Genomic DNA, 12,545 nt, shown 5'->3' with positions numbered 1-12,545 from the left:
GGGATGGTTATCGTTTGGAGAACTCCATGTTTGATATCGGTATCAATCTTACTAACTCCCAGTTTGAGAAAGACACTGCAGAAGTCATCGCGCGTGCACAGCAGGCCGGTGTCAACGGTATGATATTAACGGGAACCAGCCTGCAAGACAGCGCTCAATCGTTAGCGTTAGCGCAACAGTTCGAGAGCTGCTGGTCTACCGCAGGTATTCATCCTCATGAAGCGAGTAGCTGGAATGAAAGCACTGCTGAGGCTATTCGCAATATGGCGAATGCGCCCCAGGTGGTGGCCGTGGGTGAATGTGGTCTTGATTTCAACCGTAATTTCTCAACGCCTGCTGAGCAAGAACATGCCTTTACCGAACAACTGGCACTCGCGACTGATTTAATGATGCCGGTGTTTTTGCACTGCCGTGATGCCCATGACCGATTTCTGGCCTTGCTGGATCCGTGGCTGGAATGGCTTCCCGGCGTAGTGGTGCATTGCTTTACCGGTACGGAATCTGAATTACATGATTATCTGCGTCGTGGTTTACTGATAGGGATCACCGGATGGGTGTGTGACGAACGCCGTGGTTTAGAACTGCGTGAACTGTTGCCACAAATTCCAGCCCAGCAGCTGCTACTGGAAACCGACGCCCCCTTCTTGTTGCCTCGGGATCTGGACCCTAAACCGGCATCCCACCGCAACGAACCCTGCTATTTGCCCCATATTGTCAATAAAGTTGCACAGTGGCGCGGTGAAGACCCCGCCTGGCTTGGGCAAGTAACAGAAGAGAATGCCCGTCGTTTATTCAGACTGGGCTTTTAACCAGGAGAGAGTTACATGAGTTATGCATTTCCCGGTACTTTCCCCGGCCGCCGTATGCGCCGGGTACGCCGTCATGATTTTAGTCGTCGTCTTGTTGCTGAGAATCAGCTGACGGTTAACGATCTCATCTATCCGGTGTTCGTCATGGAAGGACATAATCGACAGCAGGAGATAGCGTCGATGCCGGGGGTTTATCGCTTAACCCTGGATTTGTTAATCAAAGAAGCAGAAGCCGTGGCAAAACTGGGCGTTCCGGTTCTCTCCCTGTTTCCTGTGATTGAAAGTGACGGCAAATCGTTACATGCGGAAGAAGCCTATAATCCGAATGGACTGGTGCAGCGTGCGGTTCGTGCGCTAAAAGATGCGGTCCCTGAACTGGGGCTGTTAACGGATGTGGCGCTCGACCCGTACACGACTCATGGTCAGGACGGCATCATTGATGAAACCGGCTATGTTATTAATGATGTGACCCGGGATATTCTGGTTCGCCAGGCGCTTTCGCATGCTGAGGCCGGTGCAGAAATTGTTGCCCCGAGTGACATGATGGACGGACGAATTGGTGCTATTCGTCAGCAGTTAGAAGCTGAAGGTTTAGTTAATACGCAGATCATGTCTTATGCGGCTAAATATGCCTCCTGTTATTACGGCCCGTTCCGCGATGCGATTGGCTCTGCTGGTAATCTGAAAGGCGGCAATAAAAAGAACTACCAGATGGATCCGGCTAATAGTGATGAGGCCCTGCAAGAAGTGGCTCAGGATCTTCAGGAAGGCGCGGATATGGTAATGGTTAAACCCGGTATGCCTTACCTGGACGTGGTTCGTCAGGTTAAAGATACCTTTGGTGTTCCGACCTTTGCCTATCAGGTTTCCGGTGAGTATGCGATGCATATGGCGGCGATTCAGAATGGCTGGCTGGCAGAAAAACCTGCGGTAATGGAGTCACTGCTATGCTTTAAACGTGCCGGAGCCGATGGTGTACTGACGTATTTTTCAAAACGTGTAGCGCAGTGGCTGCATGACGAACAGATGCAGCGTTAGCCGCTAATCTGAAAACATGTACAGAGCCTGAGAGTGACCTCAGGCTTTTTTTTTGACTATAACTTCTGGAAATTGGCGTTTTTAACGCTCTGACGTATTTGTTTATTCAGCAGGTTGAGCAGTAGCATCGAGCGTGTTTCACCGTCTGTTTCAGCAAAAATAGCCTGCATGCCCTCAAATGTCCCTTCAGTAATCAATACCGTATCTCCCGGATAGGGAGTCTCCGGATCGATATGCGTATCGCTTTCTGTCAGTCGTAATTCGTCAATCACGCTCTCCGGCACAATAGCCGGTAGCGAGCCGAAGCGGACGAAGTGGCTGACGCCCCGGGTCGCGCTTATCGTCGTCGTATGAATCGACTCAGGGTTAAATGCGACAAACATGTAATTGGGGAAGAGTGGCTCGCTAACCACCGTTCTTTTGCCTTGTACCACTTTCTCGATAGAAATAAAGGGCGTGAGGCATTCCACCGTTTGCCGTTCAAGATGTTCCTTCGCGCGTAATAGCTGACCGCGTTTGCAGTACAGAAGATACCAGGATTCCATAAGTTCTCTTTTCGACTCATCAGGTCAACGAACGAATAATACAGAATAATTCATTCAATTGACGGTATGAGTTACCTTCAAGATGCGTATTTATACAAATTTAACAAAAATACAGCAGGGTGACAGTGAAGTCCGTATAATAGCTGTAACACTCATATCTTAATAAATCACATGAAATACGATGACCTGCGCGACTTCCTGGAGTTGCTTGAGCAACAAGGTGAACTGAAACGCATCAAATTGCCTGTCGATCCAAACCTGGAAATGACTGAAATTGCCGATCGTACTTTACGTGCCGGTGGGCCTGCACTGCTGTTTGAAAATCCTAAAGGCTTTGATATGCCCGTACTGTGTAACCTGTTTGGTACGCCAAAGCGGGTAGCCATGGGTATGGGGCAGGAAGATGTCTCCGCGTTACGCGAAGTGGGCAAACTCCTCGCATTTTTAAAAGAGCCGGAGCCACCGAAAGGATTCCGTGACCTGTTTGATAAACTTCCTCAGTTTAAACAAGTGCTTAACATGCCGACCAAGCGTCTGCGGGATGCGCCTTGTCAGGAGGTGATACAAGAAGGCGATGAGGTTGATTTAACCCGCCTGCCGATTATGAAATGCTGGCCCGATGATGCAGCCCCTCTCATTACCTGGGGTCTGACGGTAACTCGTGGTCCGCATAAAGAAAGACAGAACTTAGGCATTTATCGTCAGCAGCTGATTGGTAAAAATAAACTGATTATGCGCTGGCTTTCTCACCGTGGTGGCGCGCTGGATTTCCAGGAGTGGTGTGCAGCTCATCCGGGCGAGCGCTTCCCGGTTGCTGTGGCTCTGGGTGCTGACCCGGCGACGATTCTCGGCGCTGTGACTCCGGTTCCTGATACCCTGTCAGAATATGCGTTTGCCGGACTCCTCCGCGGTACCAAAACTGAAGTGGTTAAATGTATTACCAATGATTTGGAAGTCCCGGCCAGCGCTGAAATTATTCTTGAAGGTTATATTGAACCGGGTGAACTGGCGCCGGAAGGGCCTTATGGCGATCACACCGGTTATTATAATGAAATCGATAATTTCCCAGTGTTTACCGTAACGCATATTACCAAGCGACATGATGCCATTTATCACTCCACCTATACCGGGCGTCCGCCAGATGAACCTGCGGTTCTGGGTGTGGCTCTGAATGAAGTACTGGTACCTATTCTGCAGAAGCAATTTCCGGAAATTATCGATTTTTATCTTCCTCCGGAAGGTTGTTCTTACCGTCTGGCTGTTGTTACTATCAAAAAACAATACGCTGGTCATGCAAAACGCGTCATGATGGGTGTCTGGTCGTTCCTGCGGCAGTTTATGTACACCAAATTTGTTATTGTCTGTGATGACGATATCAATGCCCGGGACTGGAACGATGTTATCTGGGCGATAACCACGCGCATGGACCCATCGCGAGATACGGTATTAATTGATAATACGCCAATTGATTATCTGGATTTTGCCTCACCGGTTTCCGGTTTGGGTTCAAAAATGGGAATGGATGCCACCAATAAATGGCCTGGTGAGACCCAACGAGAATGGGGGCGTCCTATTCAGAAAGACCCTCAAGTTTGTGCGCATATAGATGCGATTTGGGATGAACTGGCTATCTTCGATAACCGTAAAGGCAGCTGAGAGATACCCTTTACGCTTTAGTATTATTGACCCGACAGAGGGGACGCATGACAACCTTAAGCTGTAAAGTGACCTCAGTAGAAGCGATAACGGATACGGTTTACCGTGTTCGTTTACTGCCGGAATCGGCCTTTTCATTTCAAGCCGGGCAGTATTTGATGGTAGTGATGGATGAACGAGATAAGCGTCCGTTTTCGATAGCATCCACCCCGAGTGAAAAAGAGTTTATTGAGCTGCACATTGGTGCCTCTGAAATTAATCTCTATGCCATGGCGGTTATGGAACGTATCCTGGCAACGAAAGAGGTTGTTATTGATATTCCTCATGGTGAAGCCTGGCTGCGCGATGACGAAGACAGACCTTTAATACTGATTGCCGGTGGAACAGGATTCTCGTATGCCCGTTCTATTCTGTTGTCGGTACTTGAGCGTAACCCTGAGCGTGAAATTGCTATTTACTGGGGCGGACGTGAAGATAAGCATCTCTATGATATGTCAGAACTCGAAGAGCTTGCCTTAAAACACAAGAACCTGCGTGTTGAAGCTGTGGTTGAGCAACCAGAAGCTGACTGGAAGGGACGCACGGGTACGGTGTTAACGGCAGTCATGCAGGACTACGAGACCCTGGCAGAGCATGATATTTACATCGCCGGTCGCTTTGAAATGGCAAAAATCGCCCGCGACCTGTTCTGTAATGAACGTTCAGCTCAGGCCGATCGTATGTTCAGCGACGCCTTTGCCTTTATTTAAGGCAGCGTTTTACCGGAGTGTTAAACGTTCTGTTTACACTCCGGAAGTCTTTCTTCGCCAGTATCAGGCACGTTCCAGCACGGTCGCAATCCCCTGACCTAAACCGATACACATGGTCGCGAGGCCAAACTGCGTATCACGGCGCTCCATCAGGTTTAATAAGGTGGTGCTGATGCGTGTCCCGGAGCAACCTAATGGATGCCCCAGGGCAATTGCCCCGCCGTTAAGGTTAATCCGCTCATCTATCTGCTCCATCAGCCCCAGATCTTTGATACAGGGCAGGATCTGCGCAGAAAAAGCTTCGTTCATCTCAAATAACCCGATATCGCCAACCGTCAGACCGGCTTTCTTTAATGCCAGCTGTGTTGCTGGAACCGGGCCATAGCCCATCACCGATGGACTACAGCCGACGACTGCCATCGAGCGAATATAGGCCCGGACAGGCAGCCCCAGTGATTTGGCCCGCGTCTCACTCATAACCAGCATGGCTGAAGCTCCGTCGGAAAGTGCGGAGGAGCTGCCTGCGGTGACAGTACCGTGCTGCGGATCGAAAGCCGGTTTCAATGCAGCTAACCCTTCCACCGTGGTATCCGGACGGATCACTTCGTCAAAACTAACCGCTGTCAGAGCACCACTGGCATCATGGCCCTGTGTAGGGACGATTTCATTATCAAAATAACCCGCCTCAGTGGCAGCCCAGGCGCGCTGATGGGAACGGGCGGCGAACTGGTCTTGCATTTCACGGCTAATATTGTGCATGCGGGCCAGCATTTCTGCCGTTAAGCCCATCATACCGGCAGCCTTAGCCATCTCACGGCTGAGCCCCGGATGGAAATCAACCCCATGACTCATCGGCACATGGCCCATATGTTCCACGCCACCGACCAGACAAGCATGGGCTTCACCGGTCTGAATCATACGGGCGGCATCATGTAATGCCTGCATTGATGAACCGCATAGCCGGTTCACGGTGACGGCAGGCACGGTATGAGGAATATCCGCCAGCAACGCCGCATTACGGGCGATATTAAAACCCTGCTCCAGGGTTTGCTGAACACAGCCCCAATAAATATCGTCCAGCTCAGAGGCAGAGAGTGCCGGGTTACGCGCCAGGATTGTACGCATTAAATGGGCTGACAGGTCTTCAGCCCGTACGTGACGGAACGCCCCGCCTTTGGAACGTCCCATTGGGGTACGAATGGCATCAACAATAACCACCTTTTCCATAATCATTCCTCAGACGCTTTCAAGTCATGAGCCAGATGAATTGGCTTGACCGGGGGATAGTAAGGTTCATTGTGCAGCGCTTTGGCTTTCAGGCCCGCAGGAACCTGATAGAGCGGGCCAAGATGCCGATACTGTTCTGCCATCTTGACGTACGCCTGGCTACCTTGAGTATCCAGCCAGCGGAAGACTCCACCGTGGAAAGGAGGGAAGCCAAGACCGTAAACCAGAGCTATATCCGCTTCTGCCGGGCTGGCAATAATCCCTTCTTCCAGGCAACGTACTACTTCGTTGACCATCGGGATCATCATGCGCGCAATAATCTCGTGCTGCTCAAACTGCTGTTGTGGCTGAGTGACCGCTTGAAGCAAATCAGCGACCTGACTATCCGGTAATTTTTTCGGTTTTCCTTTGCTGTCAGGCTGATAACGATAGAAGCCAAGTTGTGTTTTCTGACCAAATCGCCCGGCATCAAAGAGGACATCTATCGCATCGCGATAATCTTTAGCCATACGTTCCGGGAAGCCAGTGGCCATAACGGCCTGAGCATGATGAGCGGTATCAATCCCCACCACATCAAGCAGATAAGCCGGGCCCATCGGCCAGCCAAACTGTTTTTCCATCACGCTATCAATCTGCTGGAAGTCAGCGCCATCGCGTAATAGCTGACTAAAACCGGCGAGATAAGGGAACAGTACCCGATTAACAAAAAAACCCGGACAGTCGTTAACCACAATCGGCGTCTTGCCCATTTTACTCGCCCAGGCCACGACGGTGGCGACGGTGGTATCGCTGGTTTTTTTACCCCGAATCACTTCGACCAGTGGCATACGGTGGACTGGGTTGAAAAAGTGCATCCCGCAGAAATTTTCAGGCCGTTGCAGAGCATCAGCCAGCTCACTAATAGGGATGGTTGAGGTATTTGATGCCAGGATAGTGTCTGCTCGTACCTGCTGTTCTGTTTCTGCCAGAACCGCTTTTTTTACCTTGGGGTTTTCAACCACTGCTTCGACGACGATATCGACGCGAGAGAAACCCCGGTATTCCAGCACCGGCTGAATAGTTGAAATGACCTGAGCCAGTTTGCTTCCGTCAATTTTCCCACGTTCCAGCTGCTTGTTCAGCAATTTGCTAGCTTCGCTAATACCGAGAGCTAAGGATTTTTCATTAATATCTTTCATTAAGACCGGGACGCCTTTCCAGGCTGACTGGTAGGCGATACCCCCACCCATAATCCCGGCGCCGAGAATAGCGGCCTGTTTTGGTGTATCAATATGCTGCGTCAGCTTTCTTGCTTTACTCTTAACATATTGCTCGTTAAGGAATATGCCGACTAATGCCCGGGCTTCATTGGATTGAGCCAGCGGAACAAAATTTTGCGTTTCAAGTTGCAGAGCGGCATCACGACCCAGGCCTGCTGCTGCCTCAATGGTTTTTACTGCGACTACAGGTGCGGGATAATGTTTTCCGGCTATCCTGGAAACCATCGCTTTGGCGATGCTAAAACTCATCGCCGCTTCAATTTTATTGAGTTTAAGCGGGTTTAATTTGGGGGCCCGGTGTGCTCGCCAGTCGAGGTCACCTTTAATCGCCTGGCGTAGCATCGATACTGCACCATCGCGCAATTTTTCGTGGCTGACGATGCCATCCACTAAGCCCAGTTTCAGGGCCTCTTCAGCGCTGACATCTTTACCGGCAGTAATGATTTCCAGTGCGCTATCGGCGCCAAGCAGGCGGGGAAGGCGAACCGAGCCACCAAAGCCGGGCATAATACCGAGCTTCGTTTCAGGTAAACCAATACGGGTATCCGGTGTGGCAAGACGGAAATCTGTCGCCAGCACACACTCACAGCCGCCGCCCAGCGTATAACCTTTTATTGCCGCCAGGGTCGGAACCGGCAAATCTTCCAGGCGGTTAAAAATATGATTAGCTGAGTGCAGCCATGCACTGAGTTGCGGGGCCGGAACCAGAAATAAAGATAAGAATTCAGTGATATCGGCACCGACGATAAAGGCAGACTTAGTGGAGCTCAGTAGCAACCCTTTAAGTTCGGGTAAATTTTCAATAACGGTTAGTGCTTCGCTAAGGCTGGCGAGAGTGGCGGTATTTAATGTGTTAACTGAACCGGGGGCATCGAACACCAGTTCTGCAATACCCTCTTCCAGCCAGTCGAGATGTAAGGTTTCACCTTGATAGAGCATGTCAGTCTCCTGATTCCGGCAATGGATCTGGTCATACCAGATGAGAGGGAGTGTGGAATTTATGTTAATAAAATGCAAATTTATATTTAAATATTTGCCAGTCAGGTCACATGCGGTGGAAATAACTCGACGTCGGGCATGGTGTGCTAAGATGCGACTCGCAAGCTTCAATCAGTGCCTACAGGCAACTCAAATAATTTTGGACATAAATTATGGAATCACTGGCTACGCTGTATCATCGTCATATCGAAACCTTACAACAACGTACTCGCGATGCACTTGCGCGCTCTAATCTTGATGCTCTGCTGATCCACTCAGGGGAGTTATTCAACGTATTTCTCGATGATCATCCTTATCCGTTTAAAGTGAACCCGCAATTTAAAGCGTGGGTACCTGTAACCGAGGTGCCGAACTGCTGGCTGCTGGTGGACGGAGTAAATAAACCTAAGCTCTGGTTCTATCTGCCGGTTGATTACTGGCATTGTGTTGAACCCCTGCCAACGACTTTCTGGACTGATGAAATTGAAGTCATCGCCTTACCCAAGGCTGACGGCATTGGTAGTCTGTTACCCGCTGCTCGCGGTAACCTCGGTTATATTGGCCCGACTCCGGAGCGTGCTATACAGCTTGGTATTAATGCGGCGAATATCAATCCGCAAGCGACTATCGACTTCTTACATTACTACCGTGCTTATAAAACTGACTATGAGCTGGCCTGTATGCGTGCAGCGCAAAAGACGGCCGTCATTGGACATCGTGCAGCACATGAAGCCTTCCTGTCCGGGATGAGTGAATTCGATATTAATCTGGCCTATCTGACGGCGACAGGGCATCGCGATATCGATGTTCCTTACGGCAATATTGTGGCGTTGAATGAGCATGCCGCGGTGTTGCATTACACGCGTCTGGATAATCAGCCGCCGGAACAAAGACGCAGCTTCTTACTGGATGCGGGGGCGGAATATCAGGGATATGCTGCTGATTTGACGCGTACCTGGGCTGCTCAGGAAGACTGTGATTTTGCCGAGCTGATTAAAGATATGAACACTGAGGAACTGGCGCTGATAGCGACCATGAAAGCCGGTGTGCGTTATACCGAGTATCACCTTCAGTTCCATCAGCGTATTGCTAAACTGCTTAAACGCCATCAACTGGTGACGGATATCAGTGAAGAAGCAATGGTCGAAACGGGGATTACTAGTCCGTTTATGCCGCATGGTATTGGCCATATGCTGGGTCTGCAAGTTCATGATGTCGGCGGTTTTATGCAGGATGATAGCGGGACACACCTGGCGGCGCCTGGTCAGCATCCTTATCTGCGCTGTACCCGTATCCTTGAACCCAATATGGTGCTGACTATTGAGCCGGGTCTCTATTTTATTGAGTCACTGCTTGCACCATGGCGTGAAGGACAATATCGCCAGCATTTCAACTGGGATCGCATTGAGGCGATGAAACCTTTTGGTGGTATCCGTATTGAAGATAACGTGATTATCCATGAAAACGGAATCGAAAATATGACCCGTGACCTGAAACTGGCGTAATGGAAAGCTGGCTGATACCTGCTGAGCCGGTAACGGTGAGTGAGGAAATCAAGAAAAGCCGTTTTATCACGTTGCTTGCCCATACTGATGGGGTAGCAGCGTGCAAAGCCTTTCTTGAGCAAGCGCGAATCGATTATCCTGACGCCCGGCATTATTGCTGGGCATGGATCGCAGGTGCCCCGGATAATTCACAGTTACTGGGATTCTCTGATGACGGTGAACCCGCGGGTACGGCAGGGAAACCGATTCTGGCTCAGTTACTGGGAAGTCAGGTCGGCGAAATCACTGCTGTCGTCGTACGTTATTACGGTGGCATCAAACTGGGAACCGGTGGTCTGGTGAAAGCTTATGGTGGCGGAGTACAGCAGGCGCTGGCTCAGTTATCTAAAGTGCGCAAAGTAGCATTAACAGAATATACTTTGCAGTGTGACTACTCGCAGTTGGCGGGTATCGAGGCCTTGCTTAAACAGTTTGGCGGCCTTATTGTCGACAGTGATTTCCAGGCATTTATTATTCTGAAGATTGCGTTACCGCAGACCCAACTGGCCATATTTAATGCCAGGCTTGGCGACCTGAGCCGTGGTTCACTGCATTTACTACCGCGATAATCATTTCTCTTCTTATATTTATTGATACTTAAGGAAGCGGCTGAAAATGCATTTTCGTGCCATAACCCGAATCGTCGGCCTGCTCATTATCCTCTTTTCCGGCACTATGATTTTACCCGGCTTAGTGGCGCTGATTTATCGCGATGGTGCCGGTCGTGCTTTTACCCAAACCTTCATGGTCGCAGTTGTTATCGGGACTTTGCTGTGGTGGCCTAACCGACGAGATAAAAGCGAACTCAAACCACGTGAAGGGTTTCTGATAGTCGTTCTGTTCTGGACGGTACTGGGGAGTGTCGGTGCCTTACCTTTTATCTTCGCGGAAAAACCGAACCTGACGGTTACTGACGCCTTTTTTGAGTCTTTCTCTGGTTTAACCACCACGGGAGCGACAACCCTCGTGGGTCTTGACTCTTTACCTCATGCCATCTTGTTCTATCGACAGATGCTGCAGTGGTTTGGCGGGATGGGGATCATTGTGCTGGCGGTCGCTATCCTGCCTATCCTGGGCGTCGGGGGGATGCAGCTGTACCGGGCAGAGATGCCGGGTCCGTTGAAAGACAATAAAATGCGTCCGCGCATTGCCGAAACGGCGAAAACGCTCTGGTTTATCTATGTCCTGCTAACCATCGCTTGTGCCGTTGCATTATGGTTTGCCGGAATGTCGGTATTTGATGCTATCGGGCATAGCTTTGCGACTATTTCTATCGGCGGCTTCTCCACACATGATGCCAGTGTCGGGTATTTTGACAGTCCGACGATTAACACCATTATTGCTATCTTCCTGCTGATCTCTGGCTGTAACTACGGTCTGCACTTCTCTTTATTAAGTGGTCGTAGTCTGAAGGTGTACTGGCGTGACCCTGAGTTCCGTATGTTTATCGGTGTCCAGCTGACCTTAGTTGCTGTTTGTACATTAGTGTTGTGGTTCCACAGTACTTATCAGTCAGCGGTACAAACCGTTAATCAGGCATTTTTCCAAGTGGTATCGATGGCGACTACCGCGGGCTTTACCACTGACAGCTTTTCACGATGGCCATTATTCCTGCCGATGCTGTTACTGTGCTCTGCCTTTATTGGCGGCTGTGCGGGTTCTACCGGTGGTGGATTGAAGGTTATTCGTATCCTGTTGCTTTTCAAACAGGGAAACCGTGAACTGAAGAGGCTGGTTCACCCGAATGCGGTGTATAGCATTAAGCTGGGTAACCGCGCGCTGCCGGAACGTATTCTTGAAGCGGTGTGGGGGTTCTTTTCAGCTTATGCGCTGGTCTTTATTATCAGTATGCTGGCGATTATTGCCACGGGCGTAGATAACTTCTCGGCTTTTGCCTCAGTGGTTGCGACACTGAATAACCTGGGACCGGGTCTTGGCGTAGTGGCGGATAACTTTGCCAGTATGAATCCGACGGCAAAGTGGATACTTATCGTAAACATGTTATTTGGACGCCTTGAAGTCTTTACTTTATTAGTGCTGTTCACGCCGACCTTCTGGCGGGAATAAATGGAGTGTATGTGAAAACCTTAATTCTTTATTCGACTCGTGATGGACAGACTCGTGAAATAGCAACGCGTCTCGCTTCTGAGCTACAAGTATCAGGCCAGCAGAGCGATATCCTGAATCTCCATGATAACGTCAGTATTGCCTGGGCTGAGTATGACAGGGTGGTGATCGGGGCTTCTATTCGTTACGGGCATTTTCATCGTTCAGTGAATCTGTTTATACAACAACATTTGCAGCAGCTGAATAATCTGCCGAGCGCTTTCTTTTCAGTAAACCTGGTGGCACGTAAAGCGGAGAAGAATACGCCGGAAACCAATTCATATACGCGTAAGTTCCTGTTGAACTCCCCCTGGAGCCCGGATTGCTGTGCTGTCTTCGCTGGCGCCTTGTGTTATCCGCGTTATGGCTGGCTGGACAAGTTTATGATCCGCCTGATTATGAAGATGACTGACGGTGAAACGGATACCAGTAAGGAAGTGGTTTATACCGACTGGCAGCAAGTTTCACGTTTTGCCGCTGAAATTGCACAATTAAGCGTCAAACAGCAGGGTTAATAAGCAGATCGCTGAAAAATACCCCAGTCAGCAAATTAATTGAAATTAGGGGTTGTCAGGCCCGAAGAAATCCCTATAATGCGCATCCACTGACACGGAACAACGGTTACAAACCACCG

General features: G+C 50.0%; 11 protein-coding genes. 8 read left to right on the top strand and 3 right to left on the bottom strand.

Annotated elements, in window-relative coordinates; genetic code table 11:
* Positions 1-26: 26 nt before the first annotated feature.
* Together tatD and hemB are read left to right on the top strand one after the other, a co-directional pair.
* Positions 27-809, top strand: coding sequence for a 3'-5' ssDNA/RNA exonuclease TatD (tatD, locus tag M2387_RS25030; RefSeq protein WP_259053478.1), 783 nt, complete (start codon positions 27-29; stop codon positions 807-809).
* Positions 810-824: 15 nt separating this feature from the next.
* Positions 825-1,847, top strand: a complete 1,023-nt coding sequence (gene hemB / locus M2387_RS25025; protein ID WP_259053476.1) for a porphobilinogen synthase — start codon at positions 825-827, stop codon at positions 1,845-1,847.
* A 56-nt stretch (positions 1,848-1,903) separates the two neighbouring features.
* Here the strand turns inward: hemB and rfaH are convergent, their stop codons facing one another.
* Positions 1,904-2,392, bottom strand: a complete 489-nt coding sequence (gene rfaH, locus M2387_RS25020; RefSeq protein WP_259053474.1) for a transcription/translation regulatory transformer protein RfaH — start codon at positions 2,390-2,392, stop codon at positions 1,904-1,906.
* A gap of 162 nt (positions 2,393-2,554) precedes the next feature.
* On the opposite strand from rfaH, the gene ubiD reads away from it, so the two are divergent.
* Together ubiD and fre are read left to right on the top strand one after the other, a co-directional pair.
* Positions 2,555-4,048, top strand: a complete 1,494-nt coding sequence (ubiD, locus tag M2387_RS25015) for a 4-hydroxy-3-polyprenylbenzoate decarboxylase (protein ID WP_259053535.1) — start codon at positions 2,555-2,557, stop codon at positions 4,046-4,048.
* A 47-nt stretch (positions 4,049-4,095) separates the two neighbouring features.
* Positions 4,096-4,797: an NAD(P)H-flavin reductase gene (gene fre, locus M2387_RS25010; protein WP_259053471.1), complete on the top strand. Its 702-nt coding sequence runs from the start codon at positions 4,096-4,098 to the stop codon at positions 4,795-4,797.
* Positions 4,798-4,860: 63 nt separating this feature from the next.
* On the opposite strand, the gene fadA is transcribed toward fre, so the two are convergent.
* Positions 4,861-6,024: an acetyl-CoA C-acyltransferase FadA gene (gene fadA, locus M2387_RS25005; protein WP_259053469.1), complete on the bottom strand. Its 1,164-nt coding sequence runs from the start codon at positions 6,022-6,024 to the stop codon at positions 4,861-4,863.
* A gap of 2 nt (positions 6,025-6,026) precedes the next feature.
* Entirely contained in the window at positions 6,027-8,222 is a 2,196-nt protein-coding gene (fadB, locus tag M2387_RS25000; protein ID WP_259053467.1) for a fatty acid oxidation complex subunit alpha FadB, read from the bottom strand.
* Positions 8,223-8,434: 212 nt separating this feature from the next.
* On the opposite strand from fadB, the gene pepQ reads away from it, so the two are divergent.
* Genes pepQ through hemG form a run of 4 tightly spaced genes read left to right on the top strand, consistent with a single transcriptional unit; the run spans position 8,435 to position 12,426 of the window.
* Positions 8,435-9,766, top strand: a complete 1,332-nt coding sequence (pepQ, locus tag M2387_RS24995; protein WP_259053465.1) for a Xaa-Pro dipeptidase — start codon at positions 8,435-8,437, stop codon at positions 9,764-9,766.
* Positions 9,766-10,374 carry an IMPACT family protein gene (locus M2387_RS24990; RefSeq protein ID WP_259053463.1) on the top strand — a complete coding sequence of 203 codons (609 nt, stop codon included), beginning with the start codon at positions 9,766-9,768 and terminating at the stop codon, positions 10,372-10,374. The genes pepQ and M2387_RS24990 overlap by 1 nt, the downstream gene beginning before the upstream one ends.
* A gap of 46 nt (positions 10,375-10,420) precedes the next feature.
* Positions 10,421-11,872 carry a Trk system potassium transporter TrkH gene (trkH, locus tag M2387_RS24985; protein ID WP_259053460.1) on the top strand — a complete coding sequence of 484 codons (1,452 nt, stop codon included), beginning with the start codon at positions 10,421-10,423 and terminating at the stop codon, positions 11,870-11,872.
* A gap of 11 nt (positions 11,873-11,883) precedes the next feature.
* Complete coding sequence (hemG, locus tag M2387_RS24980) at positions 11,884-12,426, top strand: menaquinone-dependent protoporphyrinogen IX dehydrogenase (RefSeq protein ID WP_259053458.1); 543 nt, start codon at positions 11,884-11,886, stop codon at positions 12,424-12,426.
* Positions 12,427-12,545: the final 119 nt, after the last annotated feature.

Source organism: Klebsiella sp. BIGb0407 (genome assembly GCF_024807845.1).
GTDB lineage: Bacteria > Pseudomonadota > Gammaproteobacteria > Enterobacterales > Enterobacteriaceae > JGM124.
Note: the sequence above shows the minus strand (reverse complement) of the source record. Positions and strands in the feature narration are given on the sequence as shown.

Bases quoted from the DNA above. Each gene is read 5' to 3' on its own strand.
- trkH (WP_259053460.1), top strand. From the start codon at position 10,421: ATGCATTTTCGTGCCATAACCCGAATCGTCGGCCTGCTCATTATCCTC.
- hemB (WP_259053476.1), top strand. From the start codon at position 825: ATGAGTTATGCATTTCCCGGTACTTTCCCCGGCCGCCGTATGCGCCGG.
- M2387_RS24990 (WP_259053463.1), top strand. From the start codon at position 9,766: ATGGAAAGCTGGCTGATACCTGCTGAGCCGGTAACGGTGAGTGAGGAA.
- tatD (WP_259053478.1), top strand. From the start codon at position 27: ATGTTTGATATCGGTATCAATCTTACTAACTCCCAGTTTGAGAAAGAC.
- fre (WP_259053471.1), top strand. From the start codon at position 4,096: ATGACAACCTTAAGCTGTAAAGTGACCTCAGTAGAAGCGATAACGGAT.
- fadB (WP_259053467.1), bottom strand. From the start codon at position 8,222: ATGCTCTATCAAGGTGAAACCTTACATCTCGACTGGCTGGAAGAGGGT.
- pepQ (WP_259053465.1), top strand. From the start codon at position 8,435: ATGGAATCACTGGCTACGCTGTATCATCGTCATATCGAAACCTTACAA.
- fadA (WP_259053469.1), bottom strand. From the start codon at position 6,024: ATGGAAAAGGTGGTTATTGTTGATGCCATTCGTACCCCAATGGGACGT.
- rfaH (WP_259053474.1), bottom strand. From the start codon at position 2,392: ATGGAATCCTGGTATCTTCTGTACTGCAAACGCGGTCAGCTATTACGC.